This is a genomic window from Ewingella americana ATCC 33852 (genome assembly GCF_000735345.1).
GTDB lineage: Bacteria > Pseudomonadota > Gammaproteobacteria > Enterobacterales > Enterobacteriaceae > Ewingella > Ewingella americana.
Window position 1 is genome coordinate 24,581 of the sequence record NZ_JMPJ01000018.1, and the last position, 25,858, is coordinate 50,438.

Annotated in this window: 17 protein-coding genes and 1 pseudogene; 13 read left to right on the forward strand and 5 right to left on the reverse strand. The window is 53.9% G+C overall.

Translation table 11 applies throughout. The annotated features are described in order from the left end of the window. Window positions 1–132: 132 nt before the first annotated feature. Entirely contained in the window at window positions 133–1,599 is a 1,467-nt protein-coding gene (gene clcA, locus GEAM_RS01690) for a H(+)/Cl(-) exchange transporter ClcA (RefSeq protein WP_034787608.1), read from the forward strand. A gap of 88 nt (window positions 1,600–1,687) precedes the next feature. After that, on the forward strand, window positions 1,688–2,062 hold the full coding sequence (erpA, locus tag GEAM_RS01695) for an iron-sulfur cluster insertion protein ErpA (protein ID WP_072009848.1): 375 nt from the start codon (window positions 1,688–1,690) through the stop codon (window positions 2,060–2,062). Between the two features lie 682 nt (window positions 2,063–2,744). Here erpA and btuF read toward each other — a convergent pair. Both btuF and mtnN read right to left on the reverse strand, forming a co-directional pair. Further along, entirely contained in the window at window positions 2,745–3,542 is a 798-nt protein-coding gene (gene btuF / locus GEAM_RS01705) for a vitamin B12 ABC transporter substrate-binding protein BtuF (RefSeq protein WP_256594676.1), read from the reverse strand. Window positions 3,543–3,553: 11 nt separating this feature from the next. Then, entirely contained in the window at window positions 3,554–4,261 is a 708-nt protein-coding gene (gene mtnN / locus GEAM_RS01710; RefSeq protein WP_034787406.1) for a 5'-methylthioadenosine/S-adenosylhomocysteine nucleosidase, read from the reverse strand. 198 nt (window positions 4,262–4,459) lie between these two features. On the opposite strand from mtnN, the gene dgt reads away from it, so the two are divergent. The 6 genes and pseudogenes from dgt to GEAM_RS01740 all read left to right on the forward strand — a co-directional run bounded on the left by dgt (window position 4,460) and on the right by GEAM_RS01740 (window position 12,776). Next, window positions 4,460–5,980, forward strand: a complete 1,521-nt coding sequence (gene dgt, locus GEAM_RS01715; RefSeq protein ID WP_034787408.1) for a dGTPase — start codon at window positions 4,460–4,462, stop codon at window positions 5,978–5,980. Between the two features lie 233 nt (window positions 5,981–6,213). Then, window positions 6,214–7,662, forward strand: coding sequence for a serine endoprotease DegP (gene degP / locus GEAM_RS01720; RefSeq protein ID WP_034787409.1), 1,449 nt, complete (start codon window positions 6,214–6,216; stop codon window positions 7,660–7,662). Between the two features lie 184 nt (window positions 7,663–7,846). Further along, a complete protein-coding gene (locus GEAM_RS01725) occupies window positions 7,847–9,004 on the forward strand; it encodes a CdaR family transcriptional regulator (protein WP_034787410.1) in 1,158 nt (385 codons plus the stop codon). A 147-nt stretch (window positions 9,005–9,151) separates the two neighbouring features. After that, window positions 9,152–10,039: pseudogene (gene garR / locus GEAM_RS01730) on the forward strand (2-hydroxy-3-oxopropionate reductase); the annotation flags it as partial. Window positions 10,040–10,134: 95 nt separating this feature from the next. After that, window positions 10,135–11,280, forward strand: a complete 1,146-nt coding sequence (locus GEAM_RS01735) for a glycerate kinase (protein ID WP_034787414.1) — start codon at window positions 10,135–10,137, stop codon at window positions 11,278–11,280. Window positions 11,281–11,414: 134 nt separating this feature from the next. Beyond that, window positions 11,415–12,776: an amino acid deaminase gene (locus GEAM_RS01740; protein ID WP_084674015.1), complete on the forward strand. Its 1,362-nt coding sequence runs from the start codon at window positions 11,415–11,417 to the stop codon at window positions 12,774–12,776. An 84-nt stretch (window positions 12,777–12,860) separates the two neighbouring features. On the opposite strand, the gene celB is transcribed toward GEAM_RS01740, so the two are convergent. From celB to barA, 3 genes are all read right to left on the reverse strand, one after another. Next, the gene (gene celB, locus GEAM_RS01745) at window positions 12,861–14,210 is read right to left on the reverse strand and encodes a PTS cellobiose transporter subunit IIC (protein WP_419471247.1); all 1,350 of its coding nucleotides are present in this window, start codon (window positions 14,208–14,210) and stop codon (window positions 12,861–12,863) included. A 116-nt stretch (window positions 14,211–14,326) separates the two neighbouring features. Continuing rightward, on the reverse strand, window positions 14,327–14,677 hold the full coding sequence (locus GEAM_RS01750) for a PTS lactose/cellobiose transporter subunit IIA (protein ID WP_051899370.1): 351 nt from the start codon (window positions 14,675–14,677) through the stop codon (window positions 14,327–14,329). Window positions 14,678–15,040: 363 nt separating this feature from the next. Next, window positions 15,041–17,788, reverse strand: coding sequence for a two-component sensor histidine kinase BarA (barA, locus tag GEAM_RS01755; protein ID WP_034787418.1), 2,748 nt, complete (start codon window positions 17,786–17,788; stop codon window positions 15,041–15,043). A 66-nt stretch (window positions 17,789–17,854) separates the two neighbouring features. Here barA and rlmD point away from each other — a divergent pair, with 66 nt between their 5' ends. From rlmD to eno, 5 genes are all read left to right on the forward strand, one after another. Then, window positions 17,855–19,228: a 23S rRNA (uracil(1939)-C(5))-methyltransferase RlmD gene (gene rlmD / locus GEAM_RS01760; protein WP_034787420.1), complete on the forward strand. Its 1,374-nt coding sequence runs from the start codon at window positions 17,855–17,857 to the stop codon at window positions 19,226–19,228. Between the two features lie 27 nt (window positions 19,229–19,255). Then, window positions 19,256–21,499 (forward strand): GTP diphosphokinase, encoded by a 2,244-nt coding sequence (relA, locus tag GEAM_RS01765; protein ID WP_034787422.1) that lies wholly within the window; start codon window positions 19,256–19,258, stop codon window positions 21,497–21,499. Window positions 21,500–21,592: 93 nt separating this feature from the next. Beyond that, window positions 21,593–22,399 carry a nucleoside triphosphate pyrophosphohydrolase gene (mazG, locus tag GEAM_RS01770; protein WP_034787424.1) on the forward strand — a complete coding sequence of 269 codons (807 nt, stop codon included), beginning with the start codon at window positions 21,593–21,595 and terminating at the stop codon, window positions 22,397–22,399. A gap of 345 nt (window positions 22,400–22,744) precedes the next feature. Beyond that, complete coding sequence (pyrG, locus tag GEAM_RS01775; protein WP_034787426.1) at window positions 22,745–24,382, forward strand: glutamine hydrolyzing CTP synthase; 1,638 nt, start codon at window positions 22,745–22,747, stop codon at window positions 24,380–24,382. 75 nt (window positions 24,383–24,457) lie between these two features. Then, entirely contained in the window at window positions 24,458–25,753 is a 1,296-nt protein-coding gene (eno, locus tag GEAM_RS01780; RefSeq protein ID WP_034787428.1) for a phosphopyruvate hydratase, read from the forward strand. Window positions 25,754–25,858 lie beyond the last annotated feature (105 nt).

A 25,858-nucleotide genomic window follows, 5' to 3' on the forward strand; every position in this document is an offset into this window, starting at 1 on the left:
TAATGCGCCCATTCTAAAGAAGTGGGGCGCGTTATGAAATCGCTTCACGTGCTTGGGCGGCCATTCCGTTTTCCGAAATCGGTCTTTCTGTGGTTAAATCTGCCCATCTTCTTAGCCTATTTCTGCAAACTCATGACTGACACTTCGTCCCACGACTCTGTCCAAGATGCTGCGCTACGCGGGCCCCGCAAGCGCAGCGATGTTCTGCGCTATTTTCTGCGCCGAGATAAAACGCCCGTCGCGATTCTGGTGGTCGCGGCGATCGTCGGCACCGTCGCCGGGCTGCTTGGCGTGGCGTTCGAAAAGGCGGTGGATTGGGTTATCCATCTGCGCCAAACGGGTTTAGGCGTGTTCAGCGATCATTGGATCTTGCTGCTGCCGGTGGCTTTCATCGCCTCGGGGTTACTGGCAATGCTGGGCTATTTTTTGGTTCACCGTTTTGCGCCAGAGGCCAGTGGTTCAGGCATTCCTGAGATAGAAGGCGCGCTGGAAGAGCTGCGTCCGGTGCGCTGGTGGCGGGTGATCCCGGTGAAATTTATCGGCGGCATGGGCACGCTCGGCGCGGGCATGGTGTTGGGGCGAGAGGGGCCGACGGTGCAGATGGGGGCCAATATCGGCAAGATGATGGTGGATATTTTCCGCCTGCGCAGTGCCGAAGCGCGCCACTCGCTGCTGGCAACCGGCGCGGCGGCGGGCCTCTCCGCAGCCTTCAATGCGCCTCTGGCGGGCATTCTGTTTATCATCGAAGAGATGCGTTTGCAGTTCCGCTACAGCTTGATCTCCATTAAAGCGGTGTTTATCGGCGTGATTATGTCGAGCATCGTGTTCCGCATTTTCAACGGCGAAGGCGCGGTGATTGAAGTCGGCAAGCTGGCCAACGCGCCGCTCAACACCCTTTGGCTCTATCTGGTGCTGGGCATGGTGTTTGGCATGGTCGGCGTCGCGTTCAACGCGTTGATTTTCCGCACTCAGGATATGTTCGCCAGAATCCACGGCGGCAAGCTGCGCAAGGTACTGATTATCGGCGGCCTGCTGGGCGGGTTCTGTGGGATTTTAGGACTGTTTATGCCCGAAGCCGCCGGTGGCGGTTTTGCGCTGATCCCCCTCGCGGCGGCGGGAAAATACACGCTGGGCATGCTGCTGTTTATCTTTATTCTTCGGGTCGCCACCACATTGCTGTGCTTTGCCTCAGGCGCGCCCGGCGGGATTTTCGCCCCGATGCTGGCACTCGGCACATTGCTCGGCACGGCCTTTGGCAGCGCCAGTCTGGCGATGTTCCCGCAGTACGGCATTGAGCCCGCCACCTTCGCGATTGCCGGCATGGGCGCGCTTTTTGCCGCCAGTGTCAGAGCGCCGCTGACCGGGATAGTCTTGGTGTTAGAAATGACGGATAATTATCAGCTGATTTTACCAATGATTATTACCTGTCTGGGTGCCACGCTTCTGGCCCAGTTCCTTGGCGGTAAGCCCTTGTATTCCGCCATACTTACCCGCACTTTACAGCGGCAGGAGCGGGAAAATGCCGCCAAGGCAGAGAGTAAAGAAGCCGAGCAGAGCATAAATAGACAGGACGACGGCGCGAAAACCGCTCATACTTGAACCATAACGCTACCTATTAGATAATTAGGTCATTATTCAGACAGTCAATCCGGCGGCCTGAACAGAATACGGATTGGGAGTAAAAAAGATGAGTGAAGCAACAATGAGTGATCCAACCGAAGTGGAAACCAGTGCCTTGCCTCTGCAATTCACCGAAGCGGCTGCCCATAAGGTTAAAAACCTGATCTCTGATGAAGAGAATCCAGACCTGAAACTGCGTGTTTATATCACCGGCGGCGGCTGTAGCGGGTTCCAATACGGTTTCACCTTCGATGACAAAATCAACGATGGCGACATGACGATTGAGAAATCCGGCGTGGCATTGGTCGTTGACCCAATGAGCCTGCAATACTTGGTGGGTGGTTCGGTTGATTACACTGAAGGTTTGGAAGGTTCACGCTTTATCGTGACTAACCCGAACGCCAAAACCACTTGTGGTTGTGGTTCATCGTTCAGTATCTAACGATTTGCTGATTTCTGAATCTGATTCGGAATGAAGAGAAATAAAAAGCCCGTTTACCTCATTGGTCAAACGGGCTTTTTTTGTGCTTTACCATTCTACTGTCACTAACTTCGAACCTAACGAAATCCCCGGAATTGCCTCTAATTGACTCTCACTGATACGCGGCTGCCCAAAACTGTGCTGTGCGCATCTGACCGAGGGTTGTGCATTTGCCACGCTGACTTCACAGGTTGGCAGGATAGTTAAACTGATCTGAATCTCTCCACTGGTCATGCCCGCCATCGCCGCGATAGGGCTCAGTATAATCAGCGTACTCAGCAATATTTTTTTTATCATGGTTCATTCCAGGTGTGTGTCGTCATCTAAATCAAAAAAACATCCAAACGCTGAAAACAGTTATCGGCCAATTACCGAGCCATCTTTAATTTTTTAAAGAAATACAAGGTTTTGGCGTCAGATTAAGTTAGGTTCTTGTAATGCGTATAATTCGGAGTTTTTGAGGTTATCTTTTTGAAATTAATGATTATTCAGGAAGTGTTTATTGCTGTTTATATCGATTAATTTCTAACCGGCATAATACCAAATACAACTAATGATAAAATTGATTTTGTGCAACAAATGGTCAATTCAGACAGGGACTACAGGAGGCGAGGAAAGGGACTACAAGTAAGTGAGCGGACACTCACTCAGAATCGATTGGCTGTAGCGCGGTGCAAAGTTGTTGAGCGGCCATGATGATGCGCGGGCCTGCGCGGCTAAACCAGTCGGCGTTAAGGTTCACCACCGGGACATTCACCGCGGGCTGCCAAAATTGGCTAATAGTTTGTTTTTGCTGTTTATCGCCAGTAATGACGATTACCCGGGGTTGACGCACTAAAACCTGCTCTCTGCTCACTTGAGGCCAAGGCGCACGGCTTTCTGCGAAGATATTTTTGCCACCGCAGAGTGAAACGACTTCACTTTGCAGCGTGGCTTTTGAAACGCTGAACAGCGGCTGAGTGCCAAATTGCACCAATACCGGCAGCGGCTGAGATCGCGCGTATTGCTGCTTAAGCTGGTCACGCTGTTGGCGCAGCTTGGTCGCGGCGTCTTGCCCCAACTTGGGGTTTGAGCTGTAACCGGATAACTGCTCGAGGGTTTGAGCTATCTGCTCAATGCTTTCAGGATCAAGATACAGCACCTGAATGCCAAGCGAACTGAGCTGTTCGAGTGGGCGCTGCGGGTTGCCTCCGCGCCAGGCTAAAACCAAGTCCGGCTTGAGGGCTAAAATTCGTTCGACATTGACACCTTGCCAGCTGGCAACCTGCTCGATGCCTTTGGCTTCTGGCGGGAAGTCGGAGTAAGCACTCACGCCGACCAGCTTGTTGCCCAGACCTGCGGCGTAAGCCAGTTCAGTCAGGTTGGGAGCAAGGCTGATGACGCGCTGGGCGGGTTGTGCAATGGCCGCCATGGGCAGCCATAAGCACAAGATCACGCACAGAAACCTTGGGATCACGCGCGGTCGCTGTTGGCCAGAGAGGTCAGCATCGCGTCGATCATTAAGGTCGATTGCTCTGCCGCTACCACTAAGAACTCTTCGAAGCTCAGGTGGGATTCAGCATCTGCCACATCGGAAATCGCGCGAACCACCACGAACGGCGTGCCGAACATATGGCAAACGTGGCCGATGGCGGCTGCTTCCATCTCTACGGCGGCAACGGATGGGAAGGTTTCGCGAATACGGGCCAGAGGCGCTGCGCCGTTGATGAAGGCGTCGCCGCTGCACACCAAGCCGCGCACTGCGTTGAGGTCTAACTGGCGAATGCAGGTTTCAGCCAGTTCAATCAGCTCTGGGTCAGCGACGAAAGCCGCCGGGCAGCCCGCCATCTGGCCTGGCTCATAACCAAAAGCCGTCACGTCAGCATCGTGATAACGCACTTCTTCGGAAACCACGATATCGCCCACTTTCAGCGTTTTCGCCAAGCCACCCGCAGAACCGGTGTTGATCACCACGTCCGGCTTGCAGTGTTCCAGCAGCAGCGTGGTGCCCATCGCGGCGGCGACTTTACCAATCCCTGATTTCAACAGCGCTACGTCAACGCCGTTCAACTGGCCGGTGTAGATTTCACAGCCAGCGCGCTCGATGGTTTTACGATTGGTGATTTTGTCACGCAGCAGGGTAACTTCTTGTTCCATTGCGCCAATGATGCCAACTTTCATAGTAATACTCGCAGATGAGGTGGAAGGGGGCCGCTATACCCTGCAACTTGAATGATTTTGGGTACATATGTGCGGAATTGAAGCTTTTATAACAAGCACATTAAGCGATAGTCTATCATGGCTAATGGCAAGATAATGCGTTTGGGAAGCTGGTAGGATGTCAGATTGACGCGCGAGTGGCTGAAAAGGGTAGAAAAAATGTCCGGGATAGATTTTAAGAGCAAATTCAATTTTCAGCGGCCTTTCAGCCCGCCAGTAGCTGATGCGCGTGATGAGTATGATGTGGTTCGCCACTTTGAAAGCGATCGCGGCAGAATCATTAACTCGGCGGCTATTCGCCGATTACAGCAAAAAACGCAGGTTTTCCCGCTGGAGAAAAACGCCGCGGTGCGCAGCCGTTTGACGCACTCGCTGGAAGTGCAGCAAGTGGGGCGGCACATTGCCAAAGAGATCCTCCATCGCCTGCGCCGACAGGGGAAACTCGACAAGCTCGGCTTAACCGATTTTACCGATCCTTTTGAAAGCGTGGTCGAGATGTCCTGCCTGATGCATGACATCGGTAACCCGCCATTTGGCCATTTTGGCGAATCCGCCATTAATAACTGGTTCGCCAAGCGCATGGATACCGCCAGCTGCGGCACGGTGCCGCAGAGCAGCGACAACTGTACTTTTGACTTCTTACGCCTTCAGGAAGGCGAAGAGCAAGAGAACCAGCTGCGCAGCAAGATCCGCCATGATTTGTGCAACTTCGACGGCAACGCGCAGGCCATTCGACTGGTGTTTACTCTGCTCAAACTCAACCTGACATTTTCCCAAACCGCCTGCATATTAAAGTACACCCGCCCCGCCTACTGGGCCGCGCCAATCCCGGAAGAGCAGGCTTACCTGATGAAAAAGCCGGGCTTCTATTTGGCCGAAGAGCCTTTCATTGAGCGGCTGCGCGGCGAGCTAAACATGGGCGAGTTCAGCCGATTCCCGCTGACTTACATCATGGAGGCCGCCGACGATATCTCTTACTGCATCGCCGACTTAGAAGATGCCGTGGAGAAGAACATTTTCACTGTCGAGCAGCTGTTTGAGCACTTAGAGCGCGAGTGGGGCGAGAGCGAAGAGAATGACTGGTTTGAGAAAGTGGTGCGCACCGCCTATCAGAAAATGGATCGCGCTAAGACTTTTCGTAACCCGGTCGATTATTTCTTTATGGAATTGCGCGTGCAGACCGTGAAGCAGTTGGTGCCTCACGCCGCCATTCGTTTCATTGATAATCTTCCTGCCATATTTGCCGGTAATTTTAATCAGGCATTATTAGAAGATGTAAGCCAAGCTAATAGATTGTTAAAAACATATAAAAGTGTGGCATTCAAACAGGTGTTTAATCATCACGAAGTCGAAGAGCTGGAATTACAGGGTTATCGGGTAATAAGTGGGTTGCTGGATATTTACAGCCCAATTCTTGATATGCCTTTGGATGAATTCCGCCAGCTGGTTCGTGACGATACTCACCGCAAGTATCCGATTGAAACTCGACTGTTCCACAAGCTGTCTGCCAAGCATCGTCTGGCCTACAATGAGGCGATCACCAAGCTTGAGAAGCAGCCTGAAAGCCTGCGCGTGATTAGCGAATTTTATTACCGCGCGCGAATGATTCAGGACTATATCAGTGGAATGACAGATCTTTACGCTTACGATGAATATCGCCGCTTAATGGCCGCTGAATAATAAATTTAGCCGAATTGGTCGAAACATAAGTGTAAAGAAACCTCTATTTTCATAACGTAGTGGTTAAAAAATAGGCTTTTGTAAATTACCACAATATTTTTTTACCATTGTCGTTTCGACGTAAATGAACTTCCCGTTTTTAATTAAATCTCAGTATCACGACTACCGAGCAAGGTGATGCTTTCTGGTCACCATAAATAATTTTAAAAGCATATTTAAAGAGAATTCGACTGATGAAAAAAACTACTCTATTCCTGAGCGCTTTGGCGTTAAGTGTTGGTATGGCTGTGGCCCCTGTTTCATCGGCATTTGCCGCAGAAACGGCGTCTTCCAGTACCACTCAAGTTCCAAGTCTGGCACCTATGCTGGAAAAGGTGATGCCTTCCGTTGTTAGCGTAAACGTTGAGGGTAGCGCGCCAACCAAAACGCCACGCATGGGGCAGCAGTTCCAGCAATTCTTTGGTCAAAACTCGCCGCTGTGTCAGGACGGCTCGCCGTTCCAAGGCTCTCCGGTCTGCCAGGGCGGCCAAGGCGATGACGACTCCCAACCTGCACCAGAAGCGCAGAAACAAGAGTTCCGCGCGCTGGGTTCAGGTGTAATTATTGATGCTGATAAAGGCTATGTGGTCACCAACAACCACGTGGTGGATAACGCCACCAAAATCAGCGTCCAGCTGAATGATGGCCGTAAATTTGAGGCGAAAGTGATTGGCAAAGACCCGCGTTCCGACATCGCGGTAATTCAGCTGATTGATGCCAAAAACCTGACCGCGATTAAAATCGCGGACTCCGAGCAGCTGCGCGTCGGTGACTACACCGTGGCTATCGGTAACCCGTATGGTCTGGGCGAAACCGCGACTTCAGGTATTGTTTCCGCACTGGGCCGTAGTGGTTTGAATATCGAAAACTACGAAAACTTTATCCAGACCGACGCCGCCATTAACCGCGGTAACTCCGGTGGTGCTCTGGTGAACCTTAACGGTGAGCTGATTGGTCTGAACACCGCTATCCTTGCGCCAGACGGCGGCAACATCGGTATTGGTTTTGCTATCCCAAGTAACATGGTGAAAAACCTGACCAAGCAGATGATCGAATTCGGTCAAGTGAAGCGCGGTGAGCTGGGCATCATGGGTACTGAGCTGAACTCTGAACTGGCGAAAGCCATGAAGGTCGACGCCCAGCGCGGTGCCTTTATCAGCCAAGTTATGCCGAAGTCTGCCGCTGAAAAAGCCGGTATCAAGGCGGGTGACGTTATCCTGAGCATGAACGGCAAACCAATCAGCAGCTTCGCGTCCTTCCGCGCTGACATCGGCACACTGCCAATCGGCACCAAAGTGACGCTGGGCCTGCTGCGTGACGGCAAGCCGGTCAACGTTGAAGTGACCATTGAGCAGAGCACGCAAACCGCCAAAGTCGACTCCGGCAATATCTTCACCGGTATTGAAGGGGCTGAACTGAGCAATGGTCAGGTTGGCGACCAGAAAGGTGTGAAAGTTGATGCCGTGAAGCCGGGTAGTAAAGCCGCACGCATCGGCCTGAAAAAGGATGACGTGATCTTGGGCGTTAACCAGCAGAAAGTCGCGAATCTGGGCGAACTGCGCAAAATCCTCGACAGCAAACCTTCCGTGCTGGCGCTGGATATTCAACGCGGTGACACCTCTATCTACCTGTTAGCGCAATAATTCCGCGCTATTAAATCAGGGTATAAAGGCACGCTTCGGCGTGCTTTTTTTATTGGCGGCGGCGCAACAATGAAAGTTGGCGGAGATCTGCGCGATGTCTCGCATTTCCCTCACTTGGCTCTGCCCAATCCTCGCTGAATGAGTATGCTGGCAGCCAAGGGAAACAGCGTAGGAGCACAGGGACATGGCGACATATTTCTTAGAAAACACCTTGGCGCAGCAAATCGTTGATCGCACGATGCAAATCATCGACAGCAACGTCAACGTGATGGACAGCCGGGGAAGGATCATCGGCTCCGGCGACGCCGAGCGCCTTGGAGAACTGCACGAAGGCGCGCTGCTGGCGATTTCGCAGCAACGCATTGTGGACATTGATAACGCAGTGACGCGCCATCTGCATGGCGTTCGCCCCGGCGTTAACCTGCCGCTGCGCGTCGACGGACAGATTGTCGGGGCTATCGGGCTGAGCGGTGACCCGACCCGGCTGCGGCAATATGGCGAACTGGTGTGCATGACGGCGGAAATGATGCTCGAGCAGTCGCGCTTGCTGAAGATGCTGGCGCACGACAGCCGCATTCGCGAAGAGCTGGTGCTGAATTTGATTCGCGCCGAGCAGCTTCCCGCCGAGCTGGTGGAGTGGGCGCAACGACTGGGTATCGACTTGCACAAACCGCGCGTCGCCGTGGTGGTGGCGATAGACAGCGGCCAGCTTGGCGTCGAACACGCCTTGGCCGAGCTGCAACAGCTTCAGGCTCTGCTCTCAGCTCCGGAGCAGGACAACCTGATTGCCACGGTTTCTCTCAGTGAAATCGTGGTCCTCAAACCCGCGCTCAACGCGGCCAAGCGCTGGGATCCCGAAGCCCAGCGCCAGCGCGTCGACGGCCTAATAGCGCGGATGGACCAAGACAGCGAGGTGCGAATTCGCGTGGCGCTCGGCAACTATTTCACCGGGCCGGGCAGCCTCGCGCGCTCTTATTTCACTGCTAAAACCACCATGGCGGTCGGCAAACAGCGCGCGCCGCAACAACGCAGCTACTGCTATCAGGACCTAATGCTGCCGGTGTTACTCGACGGTTTGCGCGATGGTTGGCAGGCCGACGAACTGGCTCTGCCGATGGCGCGGCTCAATGCCGAAGACAGCAGCGGCCTGCTGCGCCGCACGCTGGCCGTCTGGTTTGCTCATAACGTTCAGCCCATCGCTACGGCTAAAGCACTGTTTATTCATCGCAATACTCTCGAAAACCGGCTGAGCCGTATCTCTGGCCTGACGGGCCTGAATCTGTCGAACTTCGACGATCGCCTGCTGCTGTATATCGCCCTGCAACTCGATAACCCGACCTAAGCTAAGTTAGGCGATATGCCTCACGCTCCATTGGGCATATGCCAGTCAGAACAGGTGAATTTCCCCCTTAGCTTTGGGCTTCTGCCCACTGCTCGCCCGCGGGCTGATTTTTATAATGGCTCTCTTCTTGATACTCAACGAGGCCGTAGCATGAAAATAGGATTTATTGGTTTAGGGATAATGGGCAAACCCATGAGTAAAAACCTGCTTAAGGCGGGTTATCAACTGGTGGTGTTGGACCACAATCATGAGACGACTCAGCAACTGGTGGATGCCGGAGCGGCCAGCGCCGCCACGCCAAAAGCCGTCGCCGAGCAGAGCGATGTGGTTATCACCATGCTGCCGAACTCCCCGCAGGTAAAAGAGGTGGTGCTGGGTGAAAACGGTATTATCGAGGGGGCTCGCGCCGGACTGGTGGTTATCGACATGAGCTCTATCGCGCCGCTGGCCAGTCGGGAAATCAGCCAAGCGCTGGCGGCAAAGCAGGTGGCAATGCTTGATGCGCCGGTGTCCGGCGGTGAGCCAAAGGCAATAGACGGCACGCTGTCGGTAATGGTCGGCGGCGATAAAGCCGTGTTCGAGCAATGCTATGAGCTGATGAAGGCCATGGCGACCTCGGTGGTGCATACCGGCGATATCGGCGCGGGCAATGTCACCAAGCTGGCGAATCAGGTGATCGTGGCGCTGAATATCGCCGCAATGTCCGAAGCGTTGGTATTAGCCACCAAGGCGGGCGTCGAGCCGGAGTTAGTTTTTCAGGCTATTCGCGGCGGGCTGGCCGGCAGCGCGGTATTAGAAGCCAAAGCGGCGATGGTCATGGAGCGCAACTTCAAGCCGGGCTTCCGCATTGATTTGCATATCAAAGACTTGGCTAACGCGTTGGACACCTCGCACAGCATTGGCGCACAGCTGCCGCTCACCGCGCAGGTGATGGAAATGCTGCAAGCTTTGAAGGCCGACGGGCTGGGGCAGTCTGACCACAGCGCAATTGCACGCTATTATGAAAGCTTAGCCAAGGTAGAAGTGACCCGGTAGTTGACCGAGAGAGCGGCGCTGAAAGGGCGCCGTTTCCTTGCGTAGCTAGATAAATTCATCAACAGGACGCTTTTTTCGAGCGACGCGTGCAGTGCATGAAGATAGTTATCGCACCTGATTCATTTAAAGAAAGCTTATCGGCGCTGGAAGTGGCGAAAGCCATTGAAAGCGGCTTTCGGGAGATTTTCCCCGACGCCCAATACGTCAAACTGCCGGTCGCCGACGGCGGCGAAGGCACGGTAGAAGCCATGGTTGCCGCGACTCGGGGCAAAGTGGTGAAAGTCAAAGTGACCGGCCCATTGGGTGATCCCATTGAGGCGTTCTTCGGCCTGTCTGGCGATAGCAAAGTCGCCTTTATTGAAATGGCGGCGGCCAGTGGCCTAGAAAGCGTGCCGCAGGCAAAACGCAACCCGCTGAAAACCACCTCTTTCGGCACCGGCGAACTGATTCGCCACGCCCTCGACCACGGTATTAAACATTGCATTATTGGCATTGGCGGCAGTGCCACTAATGACGGCGGCGCGGGCATGGTGCAGGCGCTAGGGGCCAAGCTGTTGGATAAACAGGGCCAGCAGATTGCTCACGGCGGCGGCGCGCTGGAGCAGCTCAACAGTATAGATATCAGCGAGTTGGACTCCAGAATCAAAGATTGCCGATTCGAAGTGGCCTGTGACGTGACTAATCCGCTGACCGGCAAAAATGGCGCGTCGGCGATTTTCGGCCCGCAAAAAGGGGCTACGCCGGAGATGGTTAAGCAGCTCGATGGCAATCTTGCTCACTTCGCCAAGCTGATTAAACAGAGCCTTGAAATCGACGTAGACAGCCTGCCGGGGGCCGGAGCTGCCGGAGGAATGGGGGCCGGGCTGCACGCTTTTTGCGGCGCGCAGCTGCGTCAGGGCATTGAGATTGTTACTGAAGCATTGGGGCTAGAAGCCTTAGTGAAAGACGCCACGCTGGTGATCACCGGCGAAGGGCGCATCGATAGCCAAAGTATTAATGGCAAGGTGCCAATTGGCGTCGCGCGGGTGGCGAAAAAGCATAACAAGCCGGTGATTGGCATTGGCGGCAGCCTGACCAAAGATGTGAATGTGGTGTTCGACCACGGCCTGGATGCGGTGTTTAGCGTGCTCTCTTCTATTTGCACCTTAGAAGAGGCGCTGGAACATGCCGCCGAGAACCTGCACAACACTGCGCGCAACATCGCCGCCACCATCAAGCTGGCGCAAACGCTGCCTAAATAAGCCACAGCCAGCCCAGAAATTGGCACCTGCTGGCAGCTTCTCGCACAGCGTGCCGATTTTGGGCTTTACCCCAGACCTGCGGGTGCGCTAGGTTGGCATTAACCATCCGCAGATAACGCCAAACGAGAGCCATCATGTCCGAGCCTGACTTCTCCCAGCCGTATGATTTTTCAGAACTCTATGATTTATCTTCGCTTTATGACTTCTCCTCCCAGCCGGTCAATACCCAAACCAAAGGCTTAGGCACATTGCCTGACGAACCGCAGATGGCGGACATTGGCCAGCAGGGATGGAATATTCTGCGAGAAGAGGTCAGCCTGCCGGTGGCGGTGCTGCTGGATGAGCGCATAGAGCACAACCTGTCGTGGATGAGCGAGTTTATCCGCCGCTACAACCTCCGACTGGCTCCGCACGGCAAAACCACCATGAGCCCCGAGCTTTTCCAGTTGCAGCTGGATCACGGTGCGTGGGGCATCACGCTGGCGACGGCTCCGCAGGTCAACGCGGCCTTTCAGCACGGCGTGCGCCGAGTGATCATGGCTAATCAACTGGTCGGCAAAGCCAATATGGCGGTGATCGCCGGGCTGTTGGCGCAGGATAGCGAGTTCGATTTCACCTGTATTGTGGATTCTGCGGCCAACGTAGACGCCCTCGGCGAGTTCTTTGCTTCACGCCAGCAGAGATTACGGGTGCTGTTGGAATATGGTCTGGCCGGTGGGCGCACCGGCGTGCGCAATGCCGAGCAGGAGCAGCAGGTGCTGGAAGCCATTCAGCGCTGGCCGCAGGCTATATCGCTGGTGGGTGTGGAAATTTATGAAGGCGTAATTAATGAAGAAGCGCCGATCCGCGCCTTCCTGCAACACGTGATGCAACGCACTGAAGCTCTGGCGCAGAACGGTGCTTTTGCCGAGCCGACGGTGATTCTCACCGGCGCGGGCTCAGCGTGGTTTGACGTGGTGGCTGAGGAGTTTAGGCGCGACAGTCAGTATCTGGACAACCAGCAGCGTTTTACATTGGATGTTGTTTTGCGCTCTGGCTGCTATCTGACTCATGATGCCGGGATTTACCAGCAGGCTAATCAGCGCATTCAGGCCCAAAACCCGGTGGCGCGCCAGATGAACAGCAGCCTGCAACCCGCGCTACAGGTGTGGGCCTACGTGCAGTCGCTGCCTGAGCCGGGCAGGGTTATCATTGGTTTGGGTCGCCGCGACGCCGGGCCAGATGCCGGTTTCCCGGTAGCTGCCGGGCATTTTCGCCCACAGAGCAGCCACTCGGCAGGTTACACTACGGTAGTGCCGGTAGATAAGTCATGGGAAATCATCAAGATGATGGACCAACACGCCTTTATGTCAGTGCCAGCGGGAGCCGATATTCAAGTCGGCGACATGCTGATTTTCGATATTTCCCACCCATGCCTGACCTTCGACAGATGGCGTCAGCTGCTGCGAGTGAATGAGCAGTGGGATGTGACCGGCGCAGTAACCACTTGGTTCTAAGCCACTTTTAACAGCAAAAGCCCGGTGCTGGAGAACAGACGCCGGGCTTTTTTGTTTCTTCAATTTGCTACAGCAGTGCTCAAATCAGCGCGCGGTTAACTGACCTGCGGCGGTTTGTGCTTTCTCAGCTTCTAACTGCGCGGCCTGATGCTCCTCTTTAAACTTCAACTTGTCCCACGCGCGGAAGAACGGATAGTAAATCACCAGTGAAATTGCCAGATTCACCACCTGAATCACCGTGCCGGAAATATGCCCGCCGGTCGCCAAATAGCCACTGATGAAGATGGGCGTCGTGAACGGCAGCGCAATGCCCACCGGTGGCGTCACCAGCCCGGTTGCCATCGCGGTGTAAGTCACAATCACCAGAATCACCGGCGTGAGGATAAACGGAATAGCGAAATATGGGTTCATCACCAGCGGAATACCAAACACCATCGGCTCACTGATATTGAACAGGCAGCCCGGCGCGGCGATTTTCCCCAGCTGTTTCATCTGTGCGCTGCGGGCGCGCAGCAGCATGAAGATAACCAGCCCCAGCAAGGCTCCGGTGCCGCCCGGCGCTATCCATAAGTCATAAAACTGTTGAGTGATAATGTGCGGAATAGGCTGGCCGTTTTGGAAGGCGGTCAGGTTTTCGGACATGTTCGACAGCCACACCGGCTGGATGAAGACCAGCACGATGGCATCGCCGTGCAGCCCCACCATCCACAGCAAACCAATCAGTATCACCGAGAAAATCATTCCCGGCAGCGTACCGCCAATATGGTGCATCGGGATGCCGATAATGGTGGCAATCATATTGTTGATGTTGCCGAACGGCGTGGCTTCAACCCCTAAACGCAGGGCCAGCACTACCGCCATAACGGCAAAGCCTGGGATCAGCGCCAAAAAGGATTTCGCCACCGCCGGAGGCACGCCCGCAGGCATATTGATCACCAGATTGCGGTCGTGGACGAAGCGATAAATTTCAGTCGAAAGTATGGCGATGACAATCGCCACAAACAGCCCCTGACTGCCGATGAAATTCATTGGCAACACGCCTTTGATGATTTGCTCGGTCGCGCCATTGAGTGGCTGGAACAGGGTGTTTTGCGGAATAGTCAGAATGAATGCCACTAGCGACACGGCGCCGGTAGTCAGCGGGTCCAGCGTTTTATACTTCTCAGCCAGACGGTAGGCGATGCCGAAGCTGGAGATAATCGCCATGATGTCGTAGGTCGCTTTCACCGGGTAGAGTAGCTTTTCGCGCCAAGCCGCGCCGAACACCTCGCCCATCATGTTGGCGTAACTTGGGATTGGCAGGTACGCAAAAATCAGGAAGAACGAGCCAATCAGCATAAATGGCATGTTCAAAATGATGCCGTCACGCACCGACAGGACGTGCTTTTGCGAGGCTATCTTCAAAGCAAAAGGCAAAACATAACGTTCGAGCAGGACATTCGGTTTAGACACTACACACCCCCGAGCGGATTATTTCCGCATTATTATTTGTTAATGGCTATTTTTGTCAGTGCTTGGCTAGTTAAAACGATGTATTGCGTGAGGTCAGGCTAGCAATGGCTGGCCTGTAATGCGTCTACCGCGGTTGCAGGTGCTGGCGGTAAACGGCGGTAAAGCTCAATCATATCAACGGCTAAATCCTGAATGACCATGGCATTCATTAAGTGGTCCTGCGCATGGACGGTGATCAGATTGACCGGGATTTTGCCGCAGCCTTCATCCAAACCAATAAGCTCAGTTTGCATGCCGTGGGCATGAGACACTGCCTGACGCGACTCGCCCATTGCCTGCTCTGCGGCAGGGAAATCACCACGGCGGGCGTGTTGTAACGCCATCATGGCATGGCTGCGGGCGCTTCCTGCGTGAACCAACAACTCCATGATTGTGTTTTCCAGATCCATGCGTTTTTCCTCTACTTAAATCAGAGACAGCCATCGGTTGGGATTGTCTGGTTTCAGGTCTCGTGGTCAGGAAGACAGACTACGATTTACGCCCAATAAATAAAAAGAGAGCGCTCTCATTTTTGCATCAAAAAAAATCAGTTCACGCAAAAATATCGACGTCGGCCCAGAAAAAGAGTGACGGAAAACTGCGCAACTGATGAATAGAGTTAAACCAAAGTGATCGGGAGTTGTAAATACCTCCCGACCATAGGATTTTTATATGAGGAAAAAATAGCGCTAAATTTCAGCTATTTAGTTTAATGGTAAGCCGGAACTATTTTCCGTAAGTGAGATCTCAAGCAAATCTTGGTGCAGTAAAATTTACTGTTTAAGATGCAGTTGAGCTTCGCGGGTCACATTTTCAATTTCGTCCAATAACTCGAACCATTCCGGCTCCAGCTCGCTCGCCGGGATGTTTTTCCGCAATTGCTGTTCAAGGTAGAAACAGAGCTGTTTCAGGCGTGGTACGCCACTGTAACTACAGCTGCCGTGCAGCTTATGGATCAGCGACAGAATGTCTTCGTCCGGCTCGCCCTGCGCCACGGCGTTAACCCGCTCGGTGACTTGTGGCAGGAAGTCGACCAGCATTTGCAGCAGATCGCGCGCTAAATCCTCTTTGTTAGCCGACTGGCGTAGAGCCAGTTGCCAGTCCAGCGTGCTCATCGGCATGCTGCCACTCTCCTGATTGAGCGGCGATTCCTGCGGCGTTTGGTGCGAGTAATGGCGGGCCAGCACGCGTTTCAGCATGCTTTCATCAATTGGTTTCGCCAGATAATCGTCCATCCCCACTTTGAGCAGTTGTTCGCGCTCGCCGCTCAGCGAGTGGGCGGTGACGGCTATGATTGGCGTCTTGGCGTGGCGCGGCAGCTGGTGAATGATTTCACTGGCGCGAATGCCATCGATGTTCGGCATCTGAATATCCATCAAAATGATATCCAAATCGTTATTGCGCGCCATGTCGATGGCCTCTTCACCGCTGTGGCAAAGCAGGGTGGTTTCCACTAATTCTTCCAACAGGGTGCCGATCAGCTTGAGGTTCGCCGGGTTGTCATCCACCGCCATCGCCGTCAGCGGCAGGCGGTCTGAGCGCGCGCCGTCAGCGTTCAAGATTGGCGGCGAATAAGGCGTCGCCAGCAGCAGCGGCAGCAGGCGAATACTGGAAATAGGCTTGATTAAACAAGCCTGTACGCCGCGATTTTTCAGCGATTCCGCATCGACTTGGAACTCGCTCGGCAGCGCCAACAGCAGGCGGTCAGTCATGCTTAACACCTTTTGCAGGCGCGCGTCGTAGTCAGAAAGCTGGTGGTCGAGCTTCACCGGAATACTGCACAGCATCAGGTCGTAATAAGGGTCCGGCAGGGCCTGAATGGTGGTGCGATGCACCACGTCGAGTGGCGTCGACTGCAAGATTTCCAACGTGGCTTTCGCCGCCGCCGGGTTGGCTTCCACATAGGCCAGACGCTTCCCTTCGAGGCAGTTCATGGAGAGCGGCGTGATGTGGCGGTTGTCGTTCAACTCAAGGGTGATGTGGAACCAGAAGGTTGAGCCGCGATTAATCTGGCTGTAGAAGCTGATGTCGCCGCCCATCTCCTTGACCAGTCGCTGCGTGATAACCAGCCCCAGCCCGGTACCGCCGTGGCGGCGCGAAATACTGGCGTCGGCCTGCCGGAAGGCTTGGAACAGCTGCGACTGTTGGCGCTCAGATATTCCGATCCCTGTGTCATGGATTTGTACTTCCAACTCGACTTGCAAATTGTTCTGCGAGCGAACTTCCACATTGATATCAATGTTGCCATTTTCGGTGAACTTGATGGCATTTCCGAGTAAGTTGGTGACAACCTGCTGCAAACGCATCGGGTCGCCAAGGACACTTTCAGGCACGTTGTTGTGCACATTGAGCGTCAGCTCTAAGCCTTTTTCATGGGCGGTGTGGGCCAGGAGCACGACCACTTCATCCAGCATTTCACGCAGGGAGAACGGGATATGCTCCAGCACCAGTTTGCCGGCTTCCAGCTTCGAGAAGTCGAGCACGTCATTAATAATAGTCAGCAGATTATTGGCAGAACGTTCAATGGTTTGCAGATAATCGGCCTGCGTCGGCGACAGCGGCGTTTTCAGCGTCTGGCGAGTGAAGCCAATCACCCCATTGAGCGGGGTACGCAGCTCGTGAGACATGTTGGCGAGGAACTCCGACTTAATACGGGCAGCCTCCTGCGCGCGCTTTTTCGCCAGATCCAATTCAACGTTTTGGATCTCCATCTGCTCCAGCGTCTCTCGCAGATCCGAAGTCGCCTGATCAATGTTCTGCTGCACCTCTTCATGGTAAGCGGTCAACGACATCGCCATCGAGTTGATGCCGTTTTTCAGCATGCTCAGTTCGCCCAGCATATTGCCTTCGACGCGGCTATCAAGCTGACCGCGGCGAATTCGGTCAACCGTATTGACCATGTTGCGAATTGGGCCGGTTACATCGCGCATCAGGCGGTAAGAGAACAGCGTGGCGATGCCCAGACAGAGCAGCAGTAACATGGTGGAGACAAAGGCTTCCTGATACTGCTGTAGGCGGACCGAGCTAAGATCTAAATCAATGGCGATATAGCCGAGATTGCGCGCGGGCGAGGTGTGGAAGGCGTCGTCATCCGCCGAGGTGTGGTTTTCGGCTAAAATTGGCGTGCGCAAAATCAGTGAGTCACCCATGCGCTTTTGGGTGAGTTCGCGCGGGATATCGTTGACTGAGGCCACCTGCAACTTGTTGCCTTCGCGCAACGAGTTAGAGGTGGCAAACAGTTTGTTCTGCCCGTCGAACACGCTAATTGCGCGAACAATCTCAGAATGGTTGCGATGCAGGCGGCTGATCAAACGCGTTACTGGCTCTCGCTCACGGAAGGTCATGCCATATTCACTGGCGACGGCCAAAGGCTCAATAATGCTGGATCCGGAGTCGGTTAATTGCTTCTGTAACTCGTTATAACGATGCACCACAAAGAAGGTGCTGAGCAGCAGACCAATCATCAAAGTCGGTGCCAGAATTAAAATCATCATCCGTGCGCGAAGGCTATATTTGGTCATGAGGTTCCAATGTGGGAGAATCAGCAGCTGAAAGACCTTAATTGACTCAGCGTGCAATCAACAATAATGGCCCAATTCTACTCTCCGAATCGTCGCGTGACGACCCGGCAAACAATAACTGTGACTGCCACCGACCTGGATGCATTTGGTCAGGGTGTGGCGCGCCACAACGGTAAAGCAGTGTTTATCAGCGGGTTACTGCCCGGCGAACAGGCCGAGGTGACGCTCACCGAGGACAAACGCCAGTATGCCAAAGGGCGTGTAAAACGCCTGCTGACCACCAGCGAACAGCGCGTGAAACCGGCCTGTCCACACTTCAACACCTGTGGCGGCTGTCAGCAGCAACATGCCAGTGAAGTATTACAGCAACAGAGCAAATCTGCGGCCTTATTACGCCTTATTTCACGCGAAACGGGGGTAGAAGCGCAACCTCAGCCGGTGATTGCTGGCCCACAGTATGGCTATCGACGCCGAGCGCGGCTGGGTTTACAAATTGCCGGAAGTGCTAAAGGCGGCGGGAAAGGCAAAAATAAAATGGCGTCTTCCTCATCTTCTTCTACGCTGGTGATGGGTTTTCGTCAGGAAGGCTCAAATGATCTGGTGGCGATAAACCGCTGCCCGGTGCTGCGCCCCGAGCTGGAACGCCTGTTGGTACCTTTGCAACACTGCCTTTCGCAACTCTCAGCGGCCCAGCGTTTGGGGCATGTTGAACTGGTGCTGGCCGAAAATGGTCCACTAATAGTGCTGCGCCATCTTGACCCGCTGAAAGAGCAAGACCGCGCCAGCCTGCTGGCCTTCGGTGCTGAACACGGCGTGGCCCTGTGGCTGGCGGCAGAGAGCGACAGCTTAGAGTTGCTGTGCGGCGAGCAGCCGCTGTACCAAATCGACGATTTGTCGCTGAAATTCAGCCCGCGCGATTTCATTCAGGTCAATGATGACGTCAACCAGCAAATGGTGGCACAGGCGATAGAATGGCTAGATCTCAATTCCGACGATCGCCTATTGGATTTATTCTGCGGTGTGGGTAATTTCACCCTGCCTTTAGCCAAGCGTGTAAAGCATGTCACCGGCGTAGAAGGTGTTGCCACGCTGGTGGCGAATGGGCAAGATAATGCCATTCGAAATAATTTGAACAATGCTGAATTCTTCCATGAAAATCTGGAAGAGGATGTCAGCCAGCAACCTTGGGCGGCACAGGGCTTTAATAAAGTGCTGCTCGACCCTGCAAGGGCCGGAGCCGCTGGCGTTATGGCACATATTATTAAGCTGGATCCGCAGCGCGTGGTGTATGTCTCATGCAACCCCACGACTTTAGCGCGGGACAGCAAAATTTTGTTGGAGGCGGGTTATCGCTTAGCTCAGGTTCGCATGCTGGATATGTTCCCGCACACTGGGCATCTTGAGTCGATGGCTCTGTTTATCAACCCGTCTGCCGCCTGAATGGCAGCAGAAATGTAGGGAGAGGGTATGGTTGCGGTAAGAAGTGCACATTTGAACACGGCAGGCGAGTTTGCGCTCGACGACTGGATAACCAGTTTAGGCCTTTCTAGCCAGCAGTCATGTGAGCGTTTAGCCGAAACCTGGCGCTACTGCGAACAACAGACACAAGGCCATCCAGATGCCTCGCTGCTTTTATGGCGCGGGCTGGAGATGGTCGAGATCCTCTCTACCCTGAGCATGGACAACGACAGCATGCGCGCCGCGCTGCTGTTCCCCGTGGTTGATGTTGGCATTATCGATGAAGACACGCTGACCCAGCAGTTCGGCAAAAGCATTACTGACTTGGTGCACGGCGTGCGCGATATGGACGCCATTCGCCAGCTAAAAGCCACGCAAAACGACTCTATGGCCTCCGAGCAGGTGGATAACGTTCGCCGCATGCTGCTGGCGATGGTGGAAGATTTCCGCTGCGTGGTGCTCAAGCTTGCCGAACGTATCGCTCACCTGCGCGAAGTGAAAGACGCGCCGGAAGAAGAGCGCGTGTTGGCGGCCAAAGAGTGTACTAACATCTATGCACCGCTGGCGAACCGCTTGGGGATTGGCCAGTTAAAATGGGAGCTGGAAGACTTCTGCTTCCGTTACCTGCATCCTGACGAATACAAAAGAATCGCCAAACTGCTGCACGAGCGTCGCATCGACCGCGAGCAGTATATTGACGATTTCGTCTCCACCGTGCGCGGTGCGATGGCCGAAGAGGGCATCAAAGTTGATGTCTATGGCCGTCCGAAACACATCTACAGCATCTGGCGCAAGATGCAGAAAAAAGCGCTGTCGTTTGACGAGCTGTTTGACGTGCGCGCGGTGCGTATCGTGGTTGAGCGCCTGCAAGACTGCTATGCGGCGCTGGGTATCGTTCACACCCATTTCCGCCATCTGCCTGACGAGTTTGATGACTACGTCGCCAACCCGAAACCTAACGGCTATCAGTCGATTCATACCGTGGTTCTCGGCCCGCGCGGCAAAACCCTTGAAGTGCAAATCCGTACTCGCCAGATGCATGAAGATGCCGAGCTGGGCGTCGCCGCGCACTGGAAATACAAAGAAGGTACTGCCGTGGCCGGTGGCCGCAGCGGTGGCTACGAAGGCCGCATTGCTTGGCTGCGTAAACTGATTGCGTGGCAGGAAGAGATGGCTGATTCAGGCGAAATGCTTGATGAAGTGCGCAGTCAGGTGTTCGACGACCGCGTCTACGTGTTTACGCCAAAAGGCGACGTTATTGACTTGCCGATGGGCTCCACGCCGCTCGACTTCGCTTATCACATCCACAGCGATGTCGGACACCGTTGTATCGGAGCCAAGATTGGCGGGCGCATCGTGCCGTTCACCTATCAGCTGCAAATGGGCGATCAGATTGAGATCATCACCCAGAAGCACCCGAACCCAAGCCGCGACTGGCTGAACCCGAACCTAGGCTATGTCACCACCAGCCGCGGGCGTTCGAAGATCCACAACTGGTTCCGCAAGCAGGATCGCGACAAGAACATTATTGCCGGTAAACAGATCCTCGACGACGAACTGGACAGACTGGATATCAGCATCAAAGATGCCGAGAAACTGCTGCTGCCGCGCTACAACGTCAACTCGCTGGATGAAGTGCTGGCGGCCATCGGTAATGGCGATATTCGCCTTAACCAGATGGTGAACTTCCTGCAATCTCAGTTGAAAAAACCGAGTGCGGAAGAGTTAGACAAAGAGGCGCTGCGCCAGCTGACGCAGAAAACCTCCGCGCCGCCGCCGCGCAGCAATGGCAAGGACAACGGTCGCGTAGTGGTGGAAGGCGTCGGTAATCTGATGCACCACATCGCGCGCTGCTGCCAGCCGATCCCGGGCGATGAGATCGTGGGTTACATCACTCAGGGCCGTGGGATCTCGATTCACCGCGCCGACTGTGACCAGTTGGAAGACCTGCGCCAGAACGCGCCGGAGCGCGTGGTCGACGCCGTGTGGGGCGAAAGCTACTCCAGCGGCTACTCGCTGGTGGTTCGCGTGGTGGCCAATGATCGCAGCGGCCTGCTGCGCGACATCACCACCATTCTGGCCAACGAGAAGGTTAACGTGCTCGGCGTTGCCAGCCGTAGCGACACCAAGCAGCAGCTGGCGACTATCGATATGGACATCGAAATCTACAACCCGCAGGTGCTGGGGCGCGTAATAGCCAAGCTCAACCAACTGCCGGATGTGATTGACGCCAAACGCCTTCACGGCAACTAAGCATTGTGATTTTACTGGCCCGCTTGTCGGGCCTTTATTTTTTACGGTTGGCGCTCAGACGCCCGCCGCTCAATAAGAAACGGACAGCCCGCCATGACAGAATCAGCCCTGCAACGTTTGCTCACCATCATGAAAACCCTGCGCGACCCGATTGCCGGATGCCCGTGGGACAAGGAGCAGACCTTCGAAACCATCGCGCCTTACACTCTTGAAGAGACCTACGAAGTGCTCGACGCTATCGCCCGCAAGGACTATGACGACGTGCGCGATGAGCTGGGCGACTTGCTTTTCCAAGTGGTGTTTTATGCCCAAATGGGCAGCGAGCAGGGGCTGTTTGCCTTCGACGATATCTGCAATGCCATCTCCGACAAGCTTGAGCGCCGCCATCCTCACGTTTTCGCCAATGCCGGTAGCCCGCAAAGCGAGAAGAGCAGTCAGGACGTGCTGGTGAAATGGGAAGCGCGCAAGGCGCTGGAAAGGGCAGAGAAGTCCCTGCATTCGGCTCTGGATGACATTCCACAGGCTCTGCCGGCCCTGATGCGCGCGCACAAAATCCAAAAGCGCTGCGCCAACGTGGGCTTCGACTGGACCACCCTCGGCCCGGTGCTGGACAAAGTCTATGAAGAGATAGACGAAGTGATGCATGAGGCGCAGCAGGCGGTTATTGACGAAGAGAAGCTGGGCGAAGAGATTGGCGACCTGCTGTTTGCGACCGTTAACCTGTCGCGCCATCTGGGGCATAAGGCCGAAGATGCACTACAGGCCGCCAACCGTAAGTTTGAACGCCGCTTCCGTCAGGTCGAGCAGATCATTCGTGAACAAGGCTTAACCATGGAAGACGCGACGCTCGACCAAATGGAAGAGGCGTGGCAGCAAGTTAAGCAGGGCGAGGCGCACTGACGTCTGCTCGGACTTTGATCGGCGACAAGATCTGCACCTGCTGAAACGGTTAAGCTCAAAACCAGTCAACGAGGTAGATGTTGGCCTGAGAGAGCAAAGTCCAACAAATTGAAATCTAAGAGATTTTATTGGGCTACGGCAGCAAGTTAGCGAATCGCATTGGTTAACTTGTTGTTTTTAAAAGAATGTGAGACAGGGGCTCGAAGAGTTAACTCTTCTGAACTGAGGCGAAGAAAACGATGATAAACAGCAAAACCTTTATTTGTGGCGCGCACAAGGTTCCGGTATACTGTTTTCCCGTCTTGGTTATTCCATCGTCTTTAAACCTAACCTCTCAGGTTCAGCATGACAACTAATTATATTTTTGTGACCGGCGGGGTCGTATCCTCTCTGGGTAAAGGCATTGCCGCAGCCTCTCTGGCGGCTATTCTCGAAGCCCGTGGCCTCAACGTGACCATCATGAAACTGGACCCGTATATCAACGTGGATCCAGGCACCATGAGCCCAACTCAGCACGGCGAAGTGTTCGTCACCGAAGACGGCGCTGAAACGGATCTCGATTTGGGTCACTACGAGCGCTTCATCCGCACCAAAATGACTCGTCGCAACAACTTCACCACGGGGCGCATCTACTCTGACGTACTGCGCAAAGAACGCCGTGGCGACTATTTGGGCGCGACCATCCAAGTAATCCCACACATCACCAATAACATCAAAGAACGTATCATCGAAGGCGGCGAAGGCCATGATGTGGTTCTGGTTGAAATTGGCGGTACCGTGGGTGATATCGAATCTCTGCCATTCTTGGAAGCAATTCGCCAGATGGCGGTAGAAGTAGGCCGTGAGCACACGCTGTACATGCACCTGACTCTGGTTCCGTACATGGCAGCCGCCGGCGAAGTGAAAACCAAACCAACCCAGCACTCTGTTAAAGAACTGCTGTCGATTGGTATTCAGCCAGACGTGCTGATCTGCCGTTCAGACCGTGCCGTACCGGCCAACGAACGCGCGAAAATCGCTCTGTTCTGTAACGTGCCAGAAAAAGCGGTTATTTCACTTAAAGACGTTGATTCCATTTATAAAATCCCAGCCCTATTGAAATCTCAGGGTCTGGACGACTATATTTGTAAACGATTCAGCTTGACCCCGCCTGAAGCTAACCTGTCCGAATGGGAGCAGGTGGTGTATGAAGAAGCGAACCCAGGTGGCGAAGTGACCATCGGGATGGTGGGTAAATACGTTGAGCTGCCAGATGCTTATAAGTCTGTTATCGAAGCACTTAAGCACGGCGGGCTGAAAAATCGTCTGACCGTCAACATCAAACTTATCGACTCGCAAGATGTCGAAACGCGTGGTGTAGAAATTCTGAAAGGGTTGGACGCTATCCTGATCCCTGGTGGCTTCGGTTACCGTGGTGTTGAAGGCAAAGTGATGACCGCCCAGTATGCGCGCGAAAACAACATCCCTTACTTGGGTATTTGTTTAGGTATGCAAGTCGCGTTGATGGAGTTCGCCCGCCACGTTGTTGGCATGGAAAACGCCAACTCAACCGAATTTGTGCCAGACTGTAAGTTCCCGGTTGTGGCATTGATTACCGAATGGCGTGATGAGAACGGGAATGTAGAAGTCCGTTCTGAAGAGAGTGATTTAGGCGGCACCATGCGTGTCGGTGGGCAACAATGCCACCTGACTGACGGTAGCCTGGTTCGCGAGATGTACGGCGAGCCGACGATTGTTGAACGTCATCGTCACCGTTACGAAGTAAACAACATGCTGCTCAAACAGATCGAAGCCGCGGGTTTACGCGTTGCAGGACGCTCTGGCGACAAGCAACTGGTGGAAATTATCGAGCTGCCAAACCACCCATGGTTTGTGGCTTGCCAGTTCCACCCGGAATTTACGTCAACGCCGCGTGATGGTCATCCGTTGTTTGCAGGCTTTGTTAAGGCTGCCGGTGAGTATCAGAAGCGTCAGGTAAAATAAATATAGGGGAAACAGCGTGCCATTTGGCACGTTGTTTGTCTGAAGCTTTAGTTAACTTGTACTGAGGAAATCCTAATGTCCAAAATCGTTAAAGTGATCGGTCGTGAAATCATCGACTCCCGTGGTAACCCTACTGTAGAAGCTGAAGTTCATCTGGAAGGCGGTTTCGTAGGTTTGGCAGCGGCTCCATCAGGCGCATCTACTGGTTCTCGCGAAGCGCTGGAACTGCGTGACGGTGATAAATCACGTTACCTGGGCAAAGGCGTTACTAAAGCCGTTGCAGCAGTAAATGGCCCAATCGCTGACGCTGTTAAAGGCAAAGACGCAAAAGACCAGGCTAACATCGACAAGATCATGATCGATCTCGACGGTACTGAGAACAAATCTAAGTTCGGTGCTAACGCGATTCTGGCTGTTTCCCTTGCTGCTGCTAAAGCTGCTGCTGCCTCTAAAGGCCTGCCGCTGTACGCACACATCGCTGAACTGAACGGCACCCCAGGCAAATACTCTATGCCTCTGCCTATGATGAACATCATCAACGGTGGCGAGCACGCTGATAACAACGTTGATATCCAAGAGTTCATGATCCAGCCTGTTGGCGCGAAAACTCTGAAAGAAGCCATCCGTATGGGTTCTGAAGTTTTCCACACTCTGGCTAAAGTTCTGAAATCTAAAGGCATGGGTACTGCTGTTGGTGACGAAGGTGGCTACGCGCCAAACCTGGGTTCTAACGCAGAAGCTCTGGCTGTTATCGCTGAAGCTGTTAAACAAGCTGGCTATGAGCTGGGCAAAGACATCACTCTGGCGATGGACTGTGCTGCTTCTGAGTTCTACAAAGACGGCAAATACGTTCTGGCTGGCGAAGGCAACAAAGCTTTCACTTCTGAAGAGTTCACTCACTTCCTGGAAGACCTGACCAAACAGTACCCAATCGTTTCTATCGAAGACGGTTTGGACGAATCTGACTGGGCTGGCTTCGCTTACCAGACTAAAGTTCTGGGCGACAAAATCCAGCTGGTTGGTGACGATCTGTTCGTAACTAACACCAAGATCCTGAAAGAAGGTATCGAAAAAGGTATCGCTAACTCCATCTTGATCAAATTCAACCAGATCGGTTCTCTGACCGAAACTCTGGCTGCGATCAAAATGGCGAAAGATGCTGGCTACACTGCAGTTATCTCTCACCGTTCAGGCGAAACTGAAGACGCTACCATCGCTGACCTGGCTGTTGGTACCGCTGCTGGCCAGATCAAGACTGGTTCTATGAGCCGTTCTGACCGTGTTGCTAAATACAACCAGCTGATTCGTATCGAAGAAGCTCTGGGTGATGCAGCACCATTCAACGGTCTGAAAGAAGTTAAAGGCCAGTAATTACTGCGCTTTAGAACACTTTCCTAAAAACCCGCTTCGGCGGGTTTTTTATTTGTATGGTGGAAGCAGTCATGGCGCAGAGGCTGCCTGCCACACTCACTTACA